Annotated in this window: 16 protein-coding genes; 7 read left to right on the top strand and 9 right to left on the bottom strand. The window is 44.8% G+C overall.

Annotation, left to right across the window (positions count from 1 at the left end; all coding sequences use genetic code 11):
• Positions 1-10 precede the first annotated feature (10 nt).
• From AO498_RS05230 to AO498_RS05220, 3 genes are all read right to left on the bottom strand, one after another.
• Positions 11-763 (bottom strand): M15 family metallopeptidase, encoded by a 753-nt coding sequence (locus AO498_RS05230; RefSeq protein WP_067544481.1) that lies wholly within the window; start codon positions 761-763, stop codon positions 11-13.
• A complete protein-coding gene (locus tag AO498_RS05225; protein WP_067544480.1) occupies positions 760-1,524 on the bottom strand; it encodes an SDR family NAD(P)-dependent oxidoreductase in 765 nt (254 codons plus the stop codon). Before AO498_RS05225 ends, AO498_RS05230 begins: the two co-directional genes overlap by 4 nt.
• 185 nt (positions 1,525-1,709) lie before the next feature.
• Complete coding sequence (locus AO498_RS05220; RefSeq protein WP_067544479.1) at positions 1,710-2,375, bottom strand: heme exporter protein CcmB; 666 nt, start codon at positions 2,373-2,375, stop codon at positions 1,710-1,712.
• A gap of 293 nt (positions 2,376-2,668) precedes the next feature.
• On the opposite strand from AO498_RS05220, the gene AO498_RS05215 reads away from it, so the two are divergent.
• Positions 2,669-4,798: an outer membrane protein assembly factor BamB family protein gene (locus tag AO498_RS05215; protein ID WP_067544478.1), complete on the top strand. Its 2,130-nt coding sequence runs from the start codon at positions 2,669-2,671 to the stop codon at positions 4,796-4,798.
• Positions 4,795-5,658: a glycoside hydrolase family 16 protein gene (locus AO498_RS05210; protein ID WP_067544477.1), complete on the top strand. Its 864-nt coding sequence runs from the start codon at positions 4,795-4,797 to the stop codon at positions 5,656-5,658. The genes AO498_RS05215 and AO498_RS05210 overlap by 4 nt, the downstream gene beginning before the upstream one ends.
• On the opposite strand, the gene AO498_RS05205 is transcribed toward AO498_RS05210, so the two are convergent.
• Positions 5,642-5,938, bottom strand: a complete 297-nt coding sequence (locus AO498_RS05205; protein ID WP_067544471.1) for a hypothetical protein — start codon at positions 5,936-5,938, stop codon at positions 5,642-5,644. The genes AO498_RS05210 and AO498_RS05205 overlap by 17 nt on opposite strands.
• 77 nt (positions 5,939-6,015) lie before the next feature.
• Positions 6,016-7,947 (bottom strand): tetratricopeptide repeat-containing sensor histidine kinase, encoded by a 1,932-nt coding sequence (locus tag AO498_RS05200; RefSeq protein WP_067544470.1) that lies wholly within the window; start codon positions 7,945-7,947, stop codon positions 6,016-6,018.
• Between the two features lie 229 nt (positions 7,948-8,176).
• On the opposite strand from AO498_RS05200, the gene AO498_RS05195 reads away from it, so the two are divergent.
• On the top strand, positions 8,177-9,319 hold the full coding sequence (locus AO498_RS05195; RefSeq protein ID WP_067544469.1) for an acyl-CoA dehydrogenase family protein: 1,143 nt from the start codon (positions 8,177-8,179) through the stop codon (positions 9,317-9,319).
• A 129-nt stretch (positions 9,320-9,448) separates the two neighbouring features.
• Here AO498_RS05195 and AO498_RS05190 read toward each other — a convergent pair whose 3' ends face one another.
• From AO498_RS05190 to AO498_RS05175, 4 genes are all read right to left on the bottom strand, one after another.
• Positions 9,449-12,376 carry a prolyl oligopeptidase family serine peptidase gene (locus AO498_RS05190; protein ID WP_067544467.1) on the bottom strand — a complete coding sequence of 976 codons (2,928 nt, stop codon included), beginning with the start codon at positions 12,374-12,376 and terminating at the stop codon, positions 9,449-9,451.
• A 235-nt stretch (positions 12,377-12,611) separates the two neighbouring features.
• Positions 12,612-13,469 carry a hypothetical protein gene (locus AO498_RS05185; protein WP_067544465.1) on the bottom strand — a complete coding sequence of 286 codons (858 nt, stop codon included), beginning with the start codon at positions 13,467-13,469 and terminating at the stop codon, positions 12,612-12,614.
• Positions 13,470-13,658: 189 nt separating this feature from the next.
• Positions 13,659-15,365: an amidohydrolase gene (locus AO498_RS05180; protein ID WP_067544463.1), complete on the bottom strand. Its 1,707-nt coding sequence runs from the start codon at positions 15,363-15,365 to the stop codon at positions 13,659-13,661.
• A gap of 204 nt (positions 15,366-15,569) precedes the next feature.
• On the bottom strand, positions 15,570-17,654 hold the full coding sequence (locus AO498_RS05175) for a T9SS type A sorting domain-containing protein (protein WP_067544462.1): 2,085 nt from the start codon (positions 17,652-17,654) through the stop codon (positions 15,570-15,572).
• 90 nt (positions 17,655-17,744) lie between these two features.
• On the opposite strand from AO498_RS05175, the gene AO498_RS05170 reads away from it, so the two are divergent.
• The 4 genes from AO498_RS05170 (at position 17,745) to rnhA (ending at position 20,928) form a co-directional block, all read left to right on the top strand.
• Positions 17,745-19,040, top strand: coding sequence for a UDP-N-acetylmuramoyl-tripeptide--D-alanyl-D-alanine ligase (locus tag AO498_RS05170; RefSeq protein ID WP_067544461.1), 1,296 nt, complete (start codon positions 17,745-17,747; stop codon positions 19,038-19,040).
• A gap of 52 nt (positions 19,041-19,092) precedes the next feature.
• Positions 19,093-19,770, top strand: coding sequence for a DUF2461 domain-containing protein (locus AO498_RS05165; RefSeq protein ID WP_067544460.1), 678 nt, complete (start codon positions 19,093-19,095; stop codon positions 19,768-19,770).
• Positions 19,771-19,836: 66 nt separating this feature from the next.
• Positions 19,837-20,418: a MarC family protein gene (locus tag AO498_RS05160; protein WP_067544459.1), complete on the top strand. Its 582-nt coding sequence runs from the start codon at positions 19,837-19,839 to the stop codon at positions 20,416-20,418.
• A 42-nt stretch (positions 20,419-20,460) separates the two neighbouring features.
• Entirely contained in the window at positions 20,461-20,928 is a 468-nt protein-coding gene (gene rnhA / locus AO498_RS05155; RefSeq protein WP_067544458.1) for a ribonuclease HI, read from the top strand.
• The last annotated feature ends 89 nt before the right edge of the window (positions 20,929-21,017 follow it).

Genomic DNA, 21,017 nt, shown 5'->3' with positions numbered 1-21,017 from the left:
GGGTTTATTGTTAATTGACCAACGGAAATTTTTCTCCTGCTTGTTTTCTCGAAAATGCATTGAAATGCCACCATTCGCTACCAATTCCTGTAAATCCTGCCCCTTTCATCACTTTTCTTAGGATTTCCCGATTGGCTACCTGGGCTTTGGTAATTTTTCCTTCGGCCAACATTTCCAATTCGCGATCCGGATAAGCTGGATAGCCAAAGTAATCATAGGTGGTTCCCATATCTAGCACCTCACCTCTTTCTAAATCAAAAATGGTGAGATCCACAGCCACGCCATAATTATGCAATCCTCCGATTTTTGGATCTGCGACATACAGCGGCTTGACACTGTCTGGTTTGTCCAAACTGTCCCACAAGATTTGCTGTACACTGAGCGGACGCACTCCATCATAAACCAACAATGTCAAATTCGGATACTCATTTTGCAAGTTGGCTTGTGCTTTTCCCAACATTTCAGCCACTAAAGGCTGCAAATAGCATCGGATATGGTCCCCATAAACATCCTTCCCAAAAAAGTTATCGGTTGTGGAATATTTAAGCTCCACTTTGATCCCGGGAATCTCTTTTTCGATATCAACCAATCCCTGAGCTATTAGCGCTTTTTCCAAAGCAGGAAGATCTGTTTCGACTGATGTAGAATCTAGATTTTCTGCTTGAAATAGAGCCTCCCGCTGCTGTTCAGTAAAAACCTCCTGATCGCTTTTAGGAGCTGTGCACGCGAAAGCCAATGCTAAAAACCAAAGGTAAGACCTCATGCAGGTAGATTTTTCTTCACCAAAGTAGCCGCTGCCTGAGCAGTAGGCAACACCACGATATCAGCCAATACGACGTGCGCAGGACGATTCACCACAAACTCGACGATGTCGGCAATATCCTGAGCAACTAGAGGTTCATAGCCTTGATAGACCGTTTCTGCCCGCTTTTCATCTCCTTTAAATCTCACTAAGGAAAACTCCGTCTCTACTAATCCCGGATGAATGCCGATGACCTTAATCCCAAAGGGATTTAAGTCAATCCGCATGCCCTTGGTAATGGCATCTACCGCATGTTTGGATCCGCAATAGACATTTCCGTTGGGATAGACTTCCTTCCCAGCAATTGATCCAATATTGATAATGATCCCCGATTGGCGCTCGGTCATTCCGGGTATGATGGCTTTGGAAACATAGAGAAGTCCTTTCACATTGATATCCATCATGGCATCCCAATCGTCCAAGCTTCCTGTCTGAATCGGATCCATGCCATGTGCATTTCCAGCATTATTGATCAGCACATCAATGGCAGCCCAATCAGAAGGAAGGTTGCCCAAAATTTCTCCGACTTTTTCCCGATCACGCACATCAAATACCAAAGGCAAAAACCGAACCCCAGCCGGTAATTCCTTCTCCAATTCGTCTAATCGGTCTTTTCTACGTCCTGTTCCGATAATATCGTACCCCATCTTTGCGAGGGTGATGGCAGAGGCTTTTCCGATCCCGGAAGTCGCTCCAGTGATCAAGGCGATTTTATTCTTCATGGTTTAAAGATAAGAGTATTGGAAGATTGGAAAATTTCAAGATTGAAAAATTGAATCGAAAAACGCAGACAATTAATCCTAGGTAGGTCAAGCTATCTTCTTTCTTAGCAAAAAAAATGGCTGAAATTTCAGGCTTGGAGTTCTTTAGCCTCTCGTAATTCGTAATTCAAAAATCGTAAATCCAACTAGCTTCTCCACAAATATGGAAACAGGATATAAGCTGTCACGCCGACGATGGCGTTGATGGCAAGGAGACTAAGTAGCTTATCCGCGCTAACACTCCAATCCAAGCCATCCAAGGCATTTTTGGAAATTCGAATGGCCATCAAAAGAATCGGGATAATCACCGGGAAACTCAAAATCGCCATCAATGTGGCATTGTTTCCCGCTTTGGAAGCGATCCCGCTCACCATGGTCAAACTGGCCGAAAAACCAACCGAACCCAGTACCAAATTGAGTAAGAAAAGCCCTTGGTCTTGGACGGGATTTCCCAAAATCACCGAAAACACCCCGTAGCCCAACAAGGCCAAAATCAAAGTCAGCCCAGTATTGTAAAAAATCTTAGAAAGGATAATCGACTCCGGAGAAGCGATCATGTAGTAATACAATTGACGGCCTTGATGCTCTTGGACAAAGCTTTTGGCTACAGCATTCACTGCCGAAAAAAGGATGATTATCCAATACAGTGCGTTCCAAGTTGGAATGGAAAGGTTGCCCATTTTTGCCCCTACGCTCAGGTAAGTGATAAATACAGCGGAAACCACGTAAAGCAAAATCCCATTGAGGGCATATTTCTGCCTCCACTCAAGGGTAATTTCCTTTCGAACTAAAACCGAAATTTCTTTCCACATAGCCCAAAGGTAGGTAGTTTTTCACCGCAGAGACGCAAAGGACACTGAGAAAATGGCTTGGGGTAAAAAACCTGATGAAATCGAGCATGACTAAAAAGTCACACGGAGGTATGACTATCGACTCTGCGAGATTCCATGTGGCCTTTGAAAATCAATTATATACACATGAAATTATGGGCTTAACAATGGGAGACTTAGAAATACAAAATCATTTTCTTATCTCATCCTTTGCGTACTCTGCGCCTTTGCGGTGAGTTAACTTTTCCCGATCTTATGCATCTAAACTGCCCCAAATGACCTTCAAGAAAATCCCAATTGCATTTGCTTGGCTTTTGGCTTTCGCCTGCTCTGAAAAAGCACCAGACATTGACTACACCAATTGGTCGCATTACGGTGGTCCTGAAGATGGATCTAGGTATTCGGCCTTGACCCAAATCAACACCGGAAACGTAGCCCAGCTCGAAGTCGCTTGGACTTATCGTACCGGAGATGCAACGGAGCGTAGTCAGATTCAATGCCAACCGATCGTAGTAGATGGCTTGCTTTATGCCACCACTCCTAAGTTGAATGTATTTGCTTTGGATGCAGCTAGTGGGGAAGAGATTTGGCGATTTGATCCATTTCAAGTTTTAGGAGGGGAAAACTCGTGGGCAGGTACCAATCGAGGGGTCAGCTATTGGGAAGAAGGGAAAGACAAACGGATTTTATTCACAGCTGGACATTGGCTTTTGGCAGTAAATGCCCTGACAGGAGAGCCTATCACAAGTTTTGGGGATCAGGGAAAAGTCGATTTAAGAAAGGATCTAGATACCGATTTGGAGGAATTCCTGATTGTTTCAAATGCCCCAGGAGTCATTTTTGAGGATAAGCTGATTTTGGGAATGCGCCTATCGGAGGGATTGGATGCAGCTCCAGGGCATATCAGAGCTTTCAATGTAAAAACAGGGAAACGCGAATGGATTTTCCACACCATTCCCCAAGCTGGAGAAGCAGGATATGAAACCTGGGACCCGAAATACATCCATCAAATGGGCGCCGCCAACAACTGGGCAGGAATGACGGTGGATCAGGATCGCGGGATTGTCTTTGTTCCTACTGGCTCGGCCACCTATGATTTTTGGGGAGGATATCGAACTGGAGATAACCTATACGCCAACTCCCTATTGGCACTGGATGCGCGAACAGGAAAACGAATCTGGCATTTTCAAGCCGTTCACCATGATGTTTGGGACAGGGATTTTCCCGCCAATCCCAACTTAATACGGATCCAAAAAGACGGAAAATGGATTGACGCAGTAGCTCAGATTTCCAAGCAAGGCTATACTTATGTGTTTGATCGGGAAACGAGCAATCCTATCTGGCCAATCAAAGAAACCACAGTTACTCAAAGCGTGATGCCTGGCGAGATTAGCTCCAAAACCCAGCCGATTCCTTCTCTTCCTGAACCGTTTATGAACATGGCTTTTGAGGAAAAAGATATCCTCAATCTGACTCCGGCATGGGAAAATGACATCCGAAATCAACTCAGCAACGCCATCATTGGTGACACCTGGGCTCCTCCACATCCGGAGAAACCCATCGTACTTTTTCCTGGTATGGATGGTGGTGCTGAATGGGGCGGTGCTTCTTTTGATCCTGAAACCCAAACGATGTACATCAATGCCAATCAGATTCCCTGGCTGATTGAAATGACACCTAATGCCAGTTTCGGAAATGTGGGATTATCGATTTACAGCAACTATTGCGGCAATTGTCATGGATTGGATCGAAAAGGGAATCCGCCTGCTTTGCCGAGTTTACTGGGTTTGAAAGAAAAATATTCGGCAGATTCGCTGAACCAATTGCTCCAGAAAGGTCGGGGTGCTATGCCTGCTTTTTCTCACATTTCGGCGGAAGAAAGAGGAATTCTAATTGACTATTTACTCGGAAAAGCCGATACCGGTGACAAAAAGGAACTAGAAACCGAAAGCTCCAAACTCTATCCTCGTTACTACATGAAAGGCTATCAGCGACTCACCACCAAGGAAGGAATTTACGGCTCCAATCCTCCTTGGGGACTATTGACAGCGATCGATATGAATACAGGTTTGAAAAAATGGCAAATTCCTCTCGGAACCATCGATTCCCTGAAATCCAAAGGTTTTGAAAATACCGGTATCGAAAACTATGGTGGACCTGTCGCGACAGCCGGTGGAGTACTATTTATCGCCGCTACCAAGGATGAAAAAATCCGGGCTTTTAATAAAGTAACAGGAGAGCTTCTTTGGGAAGCCAAATTACCAGCTGCTGGACATGCTACGCCGGCGGTTTATGAAAAAAACGGTAAACAATTTCTAGTCATCGCTTGCGGAGGTGGAAAAGGCACTCCGAGTGGAGATGCCTATGTAGCCTTTGCTTTACCTGATCACCTTATTCATCCATGAAAAACAAGTCCCTAGGTTTTCTCCTTTTAATGAGCTTTTTGATCGCCATGGACTTTCCTCAACAAGAGGGATTTCGGGAGGAATTTGACTCCGATGAATTGATCCATTTCAAGTATGGATCAACAGGAAAAACCTCCAAATTCAAATGGAAAATCGGAGAAGTGTTTGATGAAGAAAACAAAGGACTTTCCTTCAAACTTCATCCAAGAGAAAAAGCAGGGCCTGGCAAAGGTCCTGAGTTGATCTCCAAAGATTTCACTCATTTTGGGACTTACTCCGCACGGCTAAAAGTTCCTGATCCTCGAAAATCCCAGCCCCAGGTAGGGGCAGTGGTCGGGTTGTTCACTTACCATGAAGATAAAGTCTTAGGACTTAGTGAAATCGATTTTGAATGGCTTATTGCCGATCCTAGAATCATCTATGTAGGAACTTGGACCGGGAAACCCGATTCCCTCAGGCGAGTTGGAAGAACGATCAACCTGGCTGAAGGAATTATCTATACCAGTGAAGAACGGCTCGACTACGCAAGGGAACGGAAACCATTGACTGATACCTCTCCTCAAACGATTGAAGCTATCCCGGATTTTGACGCATCTTCTCAGTTTCACACGTACGGTTTTGACTGGAACGAGGAACGTGTTCGATGGTGGATGATTCATCCCGTCTCTGCCGATACCTTGATCCTGTGGGATTACCAAGGTGAAAATGGAATTCCTCAGCATCCATCAAAATATCGAATCAACTTTTGGCATACCGCAAATTGGGGAGTAGAAACCAAACCAGAGGCTACTGAGGCTCCCAAGAGGAGGTATGAACTTCAAGTAGACTGGATGGAGTATCGCCCTAAGGTTGGTTTTTGATTTCGGATTTTTTTAAAGCTTCCAGTTGCAAGTTGATTAACTCCAATTGTTCCTGAACAGAAGCGGGGAGAATCAACTCCTTGGATGAAGATTGGGACAAAATTCGGGATCTTCGAAGCTCAAGTTCCACGAGCTGCTGAAGCTGCCTAAGGTGTAGAAAACGCTTGGTTTCTTGTCGTCTAAAAGCCCAATACTGGATCAGTTGGAAAATGAACAGTCCTCCCCATCCCATGCTTAGAAGGATATAAATTACCCACTTTCCAAAGAGAAACGCTTCCATCGATTGGCACTTAATCCTCCAAAATTATCCCTGAAAGATCGGGCAGGAAATACGACAAAAAGCCTATTTCGCTTACCTTATTCTTTCCAACGGAGGGTAATTTGGGTCCCCTTTCCAGGATTAGAATTCAATTCAAGCAAGCCTCCTAGTTCTTCGGCACGCTTTCGCATATTGTAAAGTCCATTTCCAGGGTTGATGGCGCTTTCCTCGAATCCCTTTCCATCATCTGAAATTTCAATCTGGAATCCATCCGCACTTTTTCGCACCTGAACATGGACAACTTTTGCTCCTGAATATTTGACAGCATTTTGGACTGCCTCTTGGATAATTCTCAAAATCTGGATGCTATCTGAGGAATTGATCGTTTGGTCCCCAGCAATACTAGGATCTTTTTCAAATGAAAAATCAATGGAAGGCGTAGACTGTCGGGCTTTCTGAAGGTAATCCTGAATCCTTCCAGTGAGCGACTCCCAACTAACCTGCCCACTATTCATCGCCCAGATCGTATCTCTGAGTTCGGTAATCGTCTGCTTGGTAAAGTTGGCAATGCTGTCATACCGCGCGGTCAATTGCTCTTTGATGGGCTCAAAATATTTGAGGTTTTCGATGGCAGAAATGATGAATGTGAGTTGAGCGCCTATATTATCATGGAGATCACGGGAAATGAGCATCCGCTGTTCTTGAAGCTTGTTTTGGGTTTCGAGTTGAGCTAAAGCGGCTTTGAGTTCAGCTTCTTGTTGGAGTTGCCGGTTTTTTAATTTTTGCTGACTATACAGCAAGTAACCGACTATTCCCAAAGCCAAGGCTAAAAACAAGGAGCCATACAATTGAATGTTTTTATTTCGTATGGCGAGCTGTTGTGAAGCTATTTCTTGGTCTTTCTTTTCGGTTTCGTATTTGGTTTGAAGCTCAGCAGTGAACTGTTCAATTTGTTTTTCGGTGAGGGTATTTCGGTAGTCGATGTATAAGTCAGTATAATATTGCGCACTATCAGGCATATTCAACGCAGCAAAAATTGGAATCATCCGCAATTGAATCGAGGAGACTTCATCCTGTGCGTTCAATTTTTCAAGCACTGAAATAGCGGACTGAAAAGCAGATTTTGCCTTGAGGTATTGCTTCTTTTTAGAATATGAGTTTCCCAGAGCGTACTGCATCATGGCTTGGTCATATTTGGAATTGACTTTTTCTGCGATTTTAATCCCAGTTTCCGCGGCTAGGATTGCCTCATCTGGACGATCTGCGGCATTGTACATTGACGCTAGATTCAGATAGGTCACTGAAATGACCAAAGAGTCTCCGACCTGAAGACCATTTTTCAGAGCCTTTTTGAGATACTCTTCCGATCTATCGTAAGATTTAGTGTTTTTATAAATATTACCCATGTTGTTGTACAGCATGGCCAAATCCTGGATCATTTCATTCTTCTCCCTATACTCCGCCACCTCTTCATAGAATTCCAATGCCTTGGGATAATTTCGAAGATCCTCATGTAGAACTCCCAGGTTATTTTTTATAAAATTCACGTATCGATCATTTCCAACTTTTTCGTAGTAGGACAATGCCTCCACATAATAGGCCATCGCAGAGTCCGTCTGGTACAAGCGCTGATGAATGGAAGCAAGATTGCTTTTACTCCCAGCCATCCCTGTCGAATCACCCAATGCTGTCCGAATTTGTAAGGCAGTTCGATAGGCATTTTTAGCCAGATCAAACTCCCCCAATTGATTGTAGGCATTTCCAAGATCACTGTAGGCCTGGGCAATTTTCGACTGATCGCCTATCTTCTGAGCCAATTCTAGCCCCTGATTTCCGTAGGCAAGTGCGGAATCCAAATTGACCATTGCCCAATACCAAGTAAGCTCAGAGTAAATACCCACTCTATCCTCAGGTGAGGTAGCTTCTCTGAGCTGCAGGCCTAGGCTATCAATAATATACCGTGGACTCTGAGCCTGAGTAGTGATCCAAAATCCTAGGTAAATCAGCGGTAACAACAAACGAACTTTCATAAGGCTGGGATTGGCTGGTAGAAAATTTAACTATTTTCAGAAAAATAAGGATTTATGGAAGCATTCAATAAAGCATTCCAAAAAATAAGATTTCTGAAAATCCACCTCCTTTCCTACTATTTTCTGAATCAATCTCCAAATTTTCAACTGTTTAGGCCCGTTTGGATATCCAAAACCTATTTCGAAACTTAGAGTTCGAACAATAGATTATAAACCCAACGTATACCTTATGTTAGATTTTGCAAGCAATGAAAATCAGCGGATGATCGCCCAAATGATCCGTGATTTCGGAGCCAAAGAGATCACTCCCTTCCGCAAGGATTGGGACGATAGATCCCATTTTCCACTGGATGTTTTTAAAAAACTCGGCGAACTCGGCCTGATGGGCGTACTCGTCCCCACTGAATATGGAGGTTCGGGTTTTGGCTATTTTGAGTATGTGACGGCAATCGCTGAACTCGCCAAACTGGATCCATCCGTAGGCCTTTCTATGGCTGCACATAATTCCCTTTGTACCGGACATATCCTAATGTTTGGTAATGAAGAACAAAAGCGAAAATATCTACCCAAACTTGCCACTTGCGAATGGTTGGGTGCATGGGGCCTGACCGAACCAAATACAGGCTCAGATGCCGGAAATATGCGAACCGTCGCCAAAAAGGACGGGGAATACTATGTCATCAATGGAGCCAAAAACCTCATCACGCACGGGTATTCAGGAGATGTGGCCGTAGTCATTGCTCGGACGGGAGAGGTGGGTGACAGCCATGGGATGACTGCTTTTATTGTCGAAAGAGGGACTCCCGGCTTCCAAGGTGGCCGCAAAGAGGACAAGCTTGGGATGCGGGCCTCGGAGACAGCTGAGATGATCTTTGAGGACTGCCGAATCCACGAAAGTCAGGTACTCGGGAAAGTCGGGGAAGGCTTTATCCAATCGATGAAAATCCTGGATGGAGGCCGAATTTCCATTGCAGCACTCTCTTTGGGAATTGCCCAAGGTGCCTTAGAAGCTGCCATCCAATATTCCAAAGAGCGTCATCAATTCAATAAACCGATTTCCAATTTTCAGGGCATTTCCTTCAAGTTGGCAGATATGGCAACTCAGGTTGAGGCTGCAAGCCTCCTGACTTTTAAAGCTGCTGATCTGAAAAACAAAGGTCAAAAAGTAACGCTAGCAGGTGCTCAAGCTAAACTTTACGCCTCTGAGGTGGCAGTCTCTGTAGCCAATGAGGCTGTGCAGATTTTTGGAGGTTATGGTTTTACCAAGGATTATCCGGTAGAAAAATACTATCGCGATGCCAAGCTGTGCACCATCGGAGAAGGGACTTCGGAGATTCAGAAGCTGGTTATCTCCAGAGAGGTGTTGAAGTAAAAAAGGGAAACGACACCAAACATTAAACCGAAGAAAAACCCCTAACTCCATCTAAGAAAAAATCCCCCGATGAACCAACACCGGGGGATTTCGCTTTTTTTAAACTTCTGACTTCATCCTTCTGACTTTTTAGAAGGCTCTTTCTTCTAGATGTTGGCCCAACTTCAATCTCGGCACACCTTTGCTCATCCAATCCGGTGCAGGAAGCCCTTTCAGATGGTGATCGAAGAATTCCATCATGCGGACGCTGTAGTCCTTTCGGTTTTCAAGTTTACCGAGGCCGTGATTTTCGCCTAAATACTGAACCATGATGACCGGCTTTTTCAATCGGCGTAGGGCATTGTAATATTCCACTCCTTGTGTAAAATCTACGGCTCCGTCCTTGTCATTGTGAAGCATAAGAAGTGGAGTCTGCACATTTTTCACATGATAAATTGGGCTATTTCGCTCATAAGCCTCCCAGTTTTCCCAAGGACCTCCAAGGAATCTTCCTTGTGATGCTTCGAAGATCGACATATTTCCCCCTCCCGTATTCCAATAGATCAAATCATACATGGAGATCATATTGGTCAGCGGTGCACCTGCAGCAGCAGCTTTGAATCGGTTGGTTTGGGTGATCAGGAAAGAGGTCTGGTAGCCACCCCAGCTATGACCATGAAGACCCATTTTGCTTTCGTCGATTACGCCTGTTTTGATCGCAGCGTCAACTGCCGGAAGCACAGCCCATACGGCAGACATTCCTGGATCATCCATTTTGTAGACGATATCTGGAATCAATACCGCATAGCCATTGCTTGTGTAAAGAGAAGGATTCCAGCCTGTTCCGCTGTATCCTGGATTGGCCCAGTTGTGAAGAGTCTGTGAAAGCTTCTCGTAGTAATACACCACGGTTGGGTACTTTTGACCTTCCACATAGCCAGCTGGAAGGAATAGTGCAGCCTGAAGCGAATCTCCCTTGGTCGTCACGTAATCGATCAATTTTACTCCGGCAGACCAAGCAAATTTGCTTGCATCGGGGGCATTTTCAGTAATCTGCTTGGGATTGCTCAAGCTAGCATCAGTCAAATAGACTTGAGTTGGAGCATTGGAATTTTCCTTGGTAAAGGTGAAAACTGATGCTTTTTCCGCTTTGGCTAGACCTTGAATGTTGGCATCTTCCCAAGACAACACCTTGACTCCGGCTGCAAGTCCTCCTTTTTTGGCAGGAGCCAGGGTAGCTATTCCGCTTTTCTTGGTGTTTTCGCCATACATGCGGACATAGGTAGTTTTGCGAAGATCGATTCCTTTTTCCTCCTCATCAAGGCTGAATCTGTACTGGTACCGAATCTTTTGGGCTCTTCCGTTCTGGGTAAGATTAACCGGACTTTCTTTTCCTGATAAGGCAATCTGCCAAATATCCCAACCATCCCGAAGCAATACATATTGGCTATCCGAACTCCAACCCAATGGGTTTTGCATAGGCTTTTCCACATTGTGATCGTCTTCGGTATTGACAAAAGTCACCGGGAGCTTTTCGGTGATATTCGTGTGAGTTTGGGCTAGGATATCATAGATATAAAAATTCCCGTCTTTGCCATAGAGCAACTTTTTACCATCTGTAGAAGGCCTAGGCATGGAAGCAAACGATGGCTGGTAGAAATTTTCAAAAAGCAAAGTTTTCGCCCCTGTCTTCAAATCCACCAGATAGTAATCTCGGTATTGCTGACCGTTGAGATTGATGTCTAGCTCATACTTTTGCTGATCCGAACCCAGTGCAAAATGCTCCTGAGGAAGGATGTTGAGGTCACGCATACTACTATCTTGAAGCGCGATATGCTTTTTGCCTACTACATCATACATGGCCCAAAAGCTGTAATTCTTATCCATGTTTTCCAGTACCTTTTGACGAGACTGTAGACGATCGTCTTGCCAATGCCAGATAGTCATATCGGGCTTCTTGGCATCATTGGCTTTCTTATCTTCAGACTTTCCTGAATTGAGTTTACCGATGGCTTTCTGCAGGTCAGAAATTGACTTGATTGTCGTATCAGCCATGATTTTAGCCAAGTTTTCAGCTTCTGCGGCTTTCACCGAATCAGCATTGATTTCTTTTTTTGGCTTTTCTTTTTCTGCCAATACCAAGGGATGAATGCCGTAGAACAATCTGGTCAAATCCTCTGACCACATCGGTCTTCGATTTGGAGTAATGGTGTAGTTCTGATCAAAGCCAGTCGAGTCTTTTGCAGGCTCGTAAAGCGTAACTTGAGGATTGGAAAGGTTTTTCACACCTAAAACTGCCCCCTTGTCCTGCTTGTACTTCTTGTCTTTTTTCATCTTTAACGCAGCAAAAGCATCTCCTTTTTCAGTCCAGTTGATGCTTTGATAGCCAGCCTCATCCGAGTCCAGTACCTGAATAGAGTTGCTTGCCATGGTGAGTAGATACAGACCATTTCCTTGAGAATTAGCCGCATCGACGGTGTAGGCAAGGTGAGTTCCTGCTTTATTAACGGCATGCTCTCGCACGTTGCCGAGGTTTTGAGATTTGCCGGCGGCTAGGTGGTAGATCAGGAGGTCGGAGCCTTTAGCGTCCCCATTTCCTTCTTTGGGAAGATTGATGACCAAGTGAGTGGCAGCTTGTCCATTGAAAGAAAATCCACCAACTCCTTCAAATGTCTTCTTGTCGTCCGTGCCGAGCTTAAGCAGGTGCACTTTGTCTTTGAGTGGTTTCCCTTTGGCTTTTTCATTGGCCTGTTTTTCGACAAACTTTGGGTATTCCTTGAAGGCAATCCACTGACTGTTGTCACTGAATTCGAAGCTGGCAAAGCTGGCATTCCCGATCGGGAAGGACTTTTTGCTCTCCGGATCAGCCGTCTTTTGGAGAATCAATTCGCCGTCTGCTTCAATTCCTGTTAGGATATAAGCCATCCATTGGCCGTCAGGGGAAAGCTTGTATCCTCCGCCAGGCATGGATTTCCAGGTGGCCACGTCTTTCCAGGACATGGGGTTGGGTGCGTCTTGGGCCAATGCCACCTGAATGGTGAAGGCAAAAAGCCAAAGAAGAAGTAATTGTTTTCTCATAATAAGTAGATTAGACAAGGAAAATAGGGGATTTTTCTGGAGAGCAAGATGAAAATGTGATGAATCAGCAAAATCTAATACGCTCAATAGAAAATAAGGAATGGTTGGGCTCTTTTAAAAAGCTGTTTTGGAAAATATCGGGGTGAAATGATAGTTCAGGTAGGGTTATTAGGAAATATTCCAGCATCTACTGAAAAGCGACTGCCCAAAAATCTTGAGCTGAACCAGATCTTCTCTACTGGTAATTATATCGATGTAACGCCTCTCTGGTCAAATTTCTGGTTCGACGATCAAAAAAACTGGAGAACACATTGAGCCCAATTCCAGTAAATGTCAAGGGCAATAAAATTTGATCTTGGGTAGAAGATTGTCTTTTAGTCCCAAGTGCAACAAACATGATTCCGAATGAAAGAGCAGTGTTTACCACATTGTTGACGGTGCTCACTTTTTGTCTTTTGATAACTTTTTCAAACATTCTAAGGGCTTCCTCATTGGATTGGAGTCGGGACAGCACTTGGGCATTTTGGAGGAGCATTGGACCTTCATAGATATCGATTTTAGACCCAAAAAATCCAGCACTTTTATCCATACTTAAAAATGCATCCGCACCTCCTGAATAATGATAGGCATTGAAGTCATTGATGGTTCGTTGGATTCTTCGCTCTGAATCAGCGATGAGAATGTTTCCAGTACTGTGTAACATTCCTCCTCCAAAAGAAGTCCAAAACCACGGGCGGACATTGGCCGGGGTAATTTCATTGGTAAAGAGATACGCGATGGAACCGAGGGTCACGGATATTCCCGAAAGACGGATTACATAACCCAAATTCTTTTTCCGTTGATTCTGAAGAAATCTAAAGTCCTCCGTTTGGACCGATTTAACCAAATTCGCTACCTCTTTTGGGCTTGATTTTTCCCCATCAAGGTAGTAAGTGGTTTTGTTGAAAAAGCCCTCTTTGAAGGTGATGACGGGCTGCTGAGAATAGCCTCTCGAGAAATAAGCGTGGGAGCTTGGTGTGGTTTGGGAAAAAGCTATTTCCACTGGAGATAGGTAAAAAAGCAAGAGGGTCACTTTCCAAAGTTTGCTTACCATAAGGTTAATTTTTAATTACCAAATACTTAACCCGAAAAACGAATGATTTAAATGAATGTTGTATAAATGAGTTTTTAAGTTTCATTTTATTTCTTTTAAGAATTGGATAAAAAAAGACCTTCCAGGTTTTCAAACCCTAGAAGGTCAAACTCAGATTTCTGATTTAAGAATTCTTAATTCCCAAACTGCCTACTGCTTACTGAACACTACTTCCCCTCCCACCACGGTCATTTGCACTTTGGTCTGAAGAATCTCATCCTCGGGGATTTGCATGATGTTTTTGTCGAAAACGGTGAAGTCAGCAGCCTTTCCAACTTCGATCGATCCTTTGAAGTTTTCCTCAAACTCAGCAAAAGCGCCGTCTAGAGTGTAGGACTTCAAGGCCTGCTCACGGGTCATTTTTTGTTCGCCTTCGTAGCCTCCCTCCGGAAGTCCCTGAAGGGTCTTGCGAGTCACTGAAGCATAGAAGGAAGGAATCGGATCTACGGGTTCCACGGGGGCATCGGTACCATTGGCAATGAGGGCACCGGTCTTAAACAGGCTCTGCCACACATAGGCCCCATCGATGATGCGCTTTTCGCCCAAGCGATCGATGGCCCAAGGTCGGTCCGAACTCAAGTGAATCGCCTGCATGGCCGCAATCACGCCCAACTGACCAAATCTCGGAATATCATCCGGATGCAAATGCTGGGCATGCTCGATTCGGAAGCGATGATCTTTGGCCTCGGGATTTTTAGCAAAAGCCGCTTCGTATCGATCCAAAATCTCCTGATTGGCTCGGTCCCCGATCGCATGGGAGCAAACCTGAAAACCAAGCGGCAAGGCCTTTTCTGATACTTCTGTTACGACAGACATAGGAAGTGTTTCATGGCCTCGATGACCGGGCTTGTCGGAATAATCTTCCAGCAACCAAGCTCCCCAAGGACCAAGAGCTCCGTCGCAATTCAGTTTGATCGAGCGCACCGTAAGGAAATGATCAGGGTCGATCATCGGGCCTTTTTTGTACCAAGCTTCTAGCAACTCAGGCTGACGACCCGTAAGCATGATGTACATGCGGGAGGTGAGTTTGCCTTCATTTTTGAACTTTTGAACCAAATCGATCACCTCTTGACCAGAACCCGCATCGTGGAAGGAAGTGATTCCTTTCTCTGCCAGTTCCTGTAGGGCCAAGGTGAGTGCTTCCTCATTTTTCTCAGGGGTCGTTTCAGGAATGAGTTTAGCTACCAAAGCGGAGGCTCGCTCCACCAAAACTCCGGTAGGATTGCCAAGTTCGTCACGGAGGACTTCGCCACCTTCGACTTCCTGCGTGGGTTTTTCGCTGCGCAAAGGAGTAATGCCTGCGAGTTCCATGGCCTTCTGATTGACAAAAGAGGCATGACCGGAAGCATGGGCGAGGTACACTGGATTGTTTGGTGTGACCGCACTGAGAGCATCATGGGTTTGGAAGCCCTTGACGGTTTTCTCGGGCATTTGCAGCCATTTGTCCTGATGCCAACCACGACCTGTAATCCAGTCACCCGGCTTGGCGGTGGCAGCGGCTTCAGCTACTTTTTGGATGAGTTCGTCGTAGGTTTTAACACCCATGAGGTCGATCTCGAGCTTGTTGTACCCAATACCCATTAAGTGAGCGTGGGATTCAATAAATCCCGGAGTCATGGTTTTGCCCTGTAAGTCGATCACTTCAGTGGCCTCGCCGACATAGGCTTGGATTTCTTCGGTCGAGCCTACCGCCAGGATCAACCCATCTTTAACCGCCACAGCTTGAACTTGCGGATTAGCTTCGTCTACCGTATAAATGATGCCGTTGATATAGACTGAATCGACTGGATTTTCAGGACCGGAAGTACAGGCCCCTGCGAAAAGCGCCAGAATTAGGAGGAAGTAAATGTTCTTCATTGGATTTATAATTCTATTTCGAAGCTAGATGTTTTGGGGGAGGTGGGCAAATGGGATTATTTGGAAGGGAAAATTCTAGTTCCCACAGTTTTTCACAGATTATGATCACAGGTCATACAGATTTTGCAATTATTATTGAGTGGGAAGCTCATAAGTCACGGTATATCTGTGAAGAAAATCAGTGGCAATCTGTGGGAAAAGAAATCACCTCACCAGCAGCTTCTTCACTACCACTTTCCGATCCTCGGTTTCAAGCTGTAAAAAGTAAACTCCAGGCTGAAGGACTTGAGTCTGAATTTCGATTTCTCGGTTGGCTGGAATCTGGATTTCATCCACAAGGATTTGTCCCAAAGAAGTAATCAGTCGGGCTTGCGCAGCGGAATTGGAAATGACCTTGAATGGTCCATGGCTTGGATTCGGATAGAGTTTTACGAGTAATTCGCCATCTGTGGGAGATTCGGATTTTACGGATTTCAGATAGCTTATTCCCCCACCACGGCTTCCCAAAATCAAACCCACATTCTCATCAAATCCCGGATTGACTACCGAGATCCAGGTATTTCTTCCCAGTCGAAAAGGAAGGTTTTGTCCTCCGATTTTGACCAAGACCTCCTCCCGAACATCGGAATTCATCATGTCTTTGACCAGAAAAATCCGACCAGTTTGGTCCACGGTGTACAAGTCAGGAGTTTCCTGAATTCGTACCGCTACACTCAGATTTCGATTGGCTGGATTGTCCTGAAAGCCTAGGAAATTGGCCGTTTTCAGAGTTGCTGTCCGAGCCTCCAAATCCACCTCGTAGAGTGTCAGGCTTCCATTTTGCGCAGCAATTAGCAACTGATCTTTTCCCTGGTAGGGGAAAAAAGTAAGCTGATCGCCTACTCTAAGTGTCAGGCCAGCTAGCTGAAAGTCATTCCAGTTTTGACCTTGACCTCTTAGGAGCACCTGACTTGGAACGCCATTGGTAGTCCGCACTCCTGAGGCTAAGAGGTAAGATTGGTTGGTTGCGCTGCCGTATTCGATAAGTTGGACATCCAGCAGATTTAGGGCTGAAAGGCCGATGTAATCTTCATTCAGCAACTCAAACTGATCTCCTGAGTAGCTCAGGCGGAATGCTTGGCCTTGGACAGTATTTCCATTTTTGACATTTGCACTGAGCCAAAGTTCTCCGGCGAAGACATTCCCCTTAAAATAAGGGCGGACATTTTCCCCTAAATCAAACAATTGATCTTGAAGAATTGGGCGGATTGATCCTGTGCTTTTTTCCAGTTTCACCACCGAATTAGCGAAGTCAATCTGAAAAGATGCAGCCGATTCATTGGTATTCAAGCTAACGACCAATTCTTCATCCATCCATTGGCCAATATGAAATCTCGGGAAATTGGGCAATTGACCAAAATTCGGAAGTTCTGTGCTAAACGAGTCGAATTTGGGCTGGTCTGCTGTCCCAGAGTTGGGGAGAAAATACAGGGTATTGCATTCGTCTCGACCAAGAAGCAAATCCGGGATCCTATCCCCAGTAAAATCCCGATACAAAATGCTATGCCCTCCAGCATGTTGGATTCGGGCTAATTCTTGATTCCCGCCCTTTGACTCCAGAGGCAATCCATTGCAGGTTTGTCCAAAACTAAAATCCTCACACCCGCAAAAGACAAAATTCCCCCAAAAATCAACTGGAAATGCAAAACCGTCGATATCTGGAATCCCTTTTCGCTCCATGGAGGTATTGCGGAAATATTCCAAAAAATCACCTTGAGCAAAATTGAAAATAACCAAGTCTAAATCCCCATCTCCATCCAAATCCTGAAGAAGTGGTATATCGAGATTGTTGACAGGAATATTATTTGCGCCTTCCAATCGAAGGAAATTTTGAGCTACCGTCCAGGAAATTTGAGAACCGGTGGATGTATTTCGGTAGGCTTTTATTCCCAGTGGAGTGGACGTAAAAAGGTCCTTTTTCCCATCCCCATCATAATCAACCAAAAGCAAAAAACCACTGATATCTGAAGGAAAAAAATAGCTAAGCTCAGGTTGAAAACTGAATTCTGCCCCTGATTTTTGGAACACTTGAAGTTGGCGGGAATTGATATCCCAAATCACCCACTCCTCCACTCCGTCTGCAGTGAGGTCAATGGTCTGGATTTGCGCGGAATTGATGCCTTGCGAAAAACCGATAGGAACAGTCTGACCATTTACCTGCACGGATTTGCTTTGATCCCATTCAAAAATTGCCTGAGTGAAAGCAGGAGAAGCGATCAACAGAAAAATCAGGACAAGGATTTTTTGCATGGCGAGGTCAACTGAAACTCCAAAATAAAACGAATCGAGCTCCGCAAAGATGTATCCTTTGCGTTATTTTGTGGCAAATTTCCCAAAAAAATGAACCTCGAACTTCTCTACCAGCTCTTTCTGAAAAGTACAGGCGTGAGCACGGATACTCGTAAAATCGATCCAGGAAATCTCTTTTTTGCGCTGAAAGGACCGAATTTCAACGCCAATGATTTTGCTGTAAAAGCCTTGGAAATGGGTGCATCCGCGGTAGTGATCGATGAGGCGAAATACTTGGTAGAGGGTGATGAGCGCTATTTTCTGTGTGAGGACGTCCTTTCTGCTTTGCAAAAACTGGCCACTCATCACCGACGTCAGTTTGACATTCCTTTTATAGGCCTGACGGGATCGAATGGAAAAACCACTTCAAAGGAACTCCTGCATGCTGTTTTGAAGCAAAAATTCAATACGCTGGCCACTATCGGCAATCTCAATAATCACATCGGTGTTCCTTTGACTTTGCTTCGTTTAAAGTCCGAGCATGAAATCGCCATCATCGAAATGGGAGCCAATAAGCAAGGCGACATTAAGGAGCTTTGCGACATCGCTGAACCCACTCATGGCTTTATTACCAATATTGGTAAGGCACACTTGGAAGGAATGGGCGGACCTGAAGGAGTATTGAAGACCAAAACGGAGCTTTTCCAGCATTTGCGATCCAATCAAGGAACTGTTTTTATCAATTCCCAGGATCCTACCTTGTCCAATATGGTTAAGCGCTTTGAGAACCCGATTCTCTATCCTGCAAAGGGTGATTTTTGCGAAGTCACTTTTCTTGGAGCTAATCCTTTTGTAAAGTTTACTGTCGAAGGTGTTTCTGGTGAGCACTTGACCTCGTTGATTGGAGCTTACAATTTTGGGAACATTGCCAATGCATTGACGATAGGGAAGTTTTTCGGAGTGCCCATGGAAAAAGCCGTGGAGGGGATTGTCAATTACAAACCCGAAAACATGCGCTCCCAGCTTATCGAGAAGCGCAGCAATCTGATCATCCTTGACGCTTACAATGCAAATCCATCCAGCATGGAGGTGGCCATCCGAACTTTTGGTCAGATGACCGGGAAAAAGCATAAAATGATCATTCTCGGAGACATGTTTGAGCTAGGAGAACATGCTGAGGCAGAGCACCGAAGATTGGGCGAAATAGTCAGTGAATACTCGATAGATAAGGTGTGTTTTACCGGAAAGCTGATCGTTTCAGCGCTGGAAAAAGCGCCAAAGGCATTGTATTTCCCAGATCCGTTTTCCTTTAGAAATTGGTTGGAAGACAGCAAGCTGGAAGATTACCTCATTCTGATCAAAGGTAGCCGTGGGATGAAGCTGGAGACCTTGGTTGATTTTATTTAAACCTAACTTTATTTAGGCGGTTTTAATTTTAGATTTCAAATTCATACTTCCTATGCGTCCATACCTCGAATTTCTTTCTGCCCTAGCTAAAAACAACCATAAAGACTGGATGGATGCCAACAAAAAATGGTACACAGATACTAGGAATCGATTCCTAGAAGATGTAGAAGTCTTGTTGAAGGAAATGACAGAAATTGAGCCGGAACTTTCAGCTTTTAAACCCAAAGACTGTGTCTTTCGACAGAATCGGGACATCCGCTTTTCAGCGAACAAAGACCCTTACAAAACCAACTTTGGAGCTTATTTCGCCCCCGGTGGAAAAAAATCCCCAGGCCCTGGTTATTACTTACAGGTTCAGCCAGGCAATTCTTTTTTAGCTGGAGGGATCTGGATGCCGGAAGCTGACACCCTGAAAAAAATTAGAAAAGAAATCGACTACAGTGGCGCCGATCTCCAACGGATCGAAAATGATCCTGATTTCAAAAAGCTTTTTAAAGCTATCGAAGGAGAGAAGCTCAAAACCAGTCCGCGGGATTACGAAGCAAACCATCCGCATATCGAATACTTAAAGTTGAAGAGCTTTACTGTTTCCCATCCAATTTCGGACAAAGTGGTAGAATCTGGGGCATTCCTAACTTTTGCTTTGGATGGCTTTCGTCGAATGAAACCTTTCAACGACTTTCTTCGACAAGCGATTGAAGAGGTAGAAGACGGCTCGGGAATTCTTTAACTTCTCTTCACGGGGAAATAATCTGCCAAAGGATTTGGATCGGAGAAATCGACTTACCTTTGTGGCATGATTGACTTCAAGCAAATCCTATCCGTTTCATTGATTCTATTTTCGGTCATTGATATCCTCGGATCCATTCCAATCATTATCAATCTCCGGAAAAAAGTAGGCCACATCCAATCCGAAAAAGCTACCCTAGCTGCAGGAGTATTGATGATTGCATTTTTGCTAGTCGGAAAATCCATTCTTGGACTATTTGGAATCGGAGTTGAAGATTTTGCCATTGCTGGGGCCTTGATCATTTTTGCTTTGGGGGCTGAGATGATTTTGGGAATCGAGTTGTTCAAGCCCGATCCCGAAGCCACTTCCAGCGCTTCCATCGTACCCATTGCTTTTCCGCTGATTGCAGGTGCAGGTACCTTAACCACGATTTTGACTTTAAAAGCTGAATTTGAGCAAGTCAATATTGCCATTGGAATCCTACTCAATTTGATTTTTGTTTATATCGTCCTGAAAAGTACGTCTTGGCTGGAGCGCAAACTGGGCAAGACTGGAGTCGATGTACTTCGTCGAATCTTCGGGATAATTCTTCTTTCCATTGCAGTAAAAATCTTCAAAACAAACGCCTTTCCAATCACCGTAGGATAAGGAGAAAGCCGGATACCCCGGCTTTTTTCATTTCTTTGCACCATGATTATCATTTTTACCGATGGCGCTGCAAAAGGGAATCCCGGTCCAGGAGGTTATGGAGCTGTCTTGAAATTTGGCAAACATCGCAAGGAACTTTCCGAAGGCTTTCGCCTAACCACCAACAATCGCATGGAGCTCCTAGCTGTCATCCGGGCACTTCAGGAACTCAAAACCACCGAATTTCCAGTTCAAATTTACTCCGACAGTAAATATGTCGTCGATGCCATTGAGAAAGGCTGGCTTTGGTCTTGGCAGAAAAAAGGCTTCAAAGACAAGAAAAATCCCGATCTCTGGCTTCGGTATATTCCACTTCATTTGAAATACAAACCCAAATTCATCTGGGTAAAAGGCCATGCCGGCAACCCGGAAAATGAGCGCTGTGATCAATTGGCCGTAGCTGCAGCAGAGCGACCCAATCTCCCCCCTGACCTTGGGTACGAGCAGTCAAGTGCAAGTCCTTCGCTGTAATTGATAGATACACGTTCCTTGGTCATTTTGTAAAAAATTTGCCAATCGCTGATAGATTGATAATTTTGCCCAAGACCTGACCAAAGGGG

This window comes from Algoriphagus sanaruensis, assembly GCF_001593605.1.
Lineage (GTDB): Bacteria > Bacteroidota > Bacteroidia > Cytophagales > Cyclobacteriaceae > Algoriphagus > Algoriphagus sanaruensis.
The sequence above is the reverse complement of the archived record's forward strand: the minus strand, read 5'-3'. Positions and strand labels throughout refer to the sequence as shown.

Bases quoted from the DNA above. Each gene is read 5' to 3' on its own strand.
- rnhA (WP_067544458.1), top strand. From the start codon at position 20,461: ATGATTATCATTTTTACCGATGGCGCTGCAAAAGGGAATCCCGGTCCA.
- AO498_RS05160 (WP_067544459.1), top strand. From the start codon at position 19,837: ATGATTGACTTCAAGCAAATCCTATCCGTTTCATTGATTCTATTTTCG.
- AO498_RS05195 (WP_067544469.1), top strand. From the start codon at position 8,177: ATGTTAGATTTTGCAAGCAATGAAAATCAGCGGATGATCGCCCAAATG.
- AO498_RS05180 (WP_067544463.1), bottom strand. From the start codon at position 15,365: ATGAAGAACATTTACTTCCTCCTAATTCTGGCGCTTTTCGCAGGGGCC.
- AO498_RS05170 (WP_067544461.1), top strand. From the start codon at position 17,745: ATGAACCTCGAACTTCTCTACCAGCTCTTTCTGAAAAGTACAGGCGTG.
- AO498_RS05230 (WP_067544481.1), bottom strand. From the start codon at position 763: ATGAGGTCTTACCTTTGGTTTTTAGCATTGGCTTTCGCGTGCACAGCT.
- AO498_RS05185 (WP_067544465.1), bottom strand. From the start codon at position 13,469: ATGGTAAGCAAACTTTGGAAAGTGACCCTCTTGCTTTTTTACCTATCT.
- AO498_RS05175 (WP_067544462.1), bottom strand. From the start codon at position 17,654: ATGCAAAAAATCCTTGTCCTGATTTTTCTGTTGATCGCTTCTCCTGCT.
- AO498_RS05225 (WP_067544480.1), bottom strand. From the start codon at position 1,524: ATGAAGAATAAAATCGCCTTGATCACTGGAGCGACTTCCGGGATCGGA.
- AO498_RS05220 (WP_067544479.1), bottom strand. From the start codon at position 2,375: ATGTGGAAAGAAATTTCGGTTTTAGTTCGAAAGGAAATTACCCTTGAG.
- AO498_RS05210 (WP_067544477.1), top strand. From the start codon at position 4,795: ATGAAAAACAAGTCCCTAGGTTTTCTCCTTTTAATGAGCTTTTTGATC.
- AO498_RS05200 (WP_067544470.1), bottom strand. From the start codon at position 7,947: ATGAAAGTTCGTTTGTTGTTACCGCTGATTTACCTAGGATTTTGGATC.
- AO498_RS05205 (WP_067544471.1), bottom strand. From the start codon at position 5,938: ATGGAAGCGTTTCTCTTTGGAAAGTGGGTAATTTATATCCTTCTAAGC.
- AO498_RS05215 (WP_067544478.1), top strand. From the start codon at position 2,669: ATGACCTTCAAGAAAATCCCAATTGCATTTGCTTGGCTTTTGGCTTTC.
- AO498_RS05190 (WP_067544467.1), bottom strand. From the start codon at position 12,376: ATGAGAAAACAATTACTTCTTCTTTGGCTTTTTGCCTTCACCATTCAG.
- AO498_RS05165 (WP_067544460.1), top strand. From the start codon at position 19,093: ATGCGTCCATACCTCGAATTTCTTTCTGCCCTAGCTAAAAACAACCAT.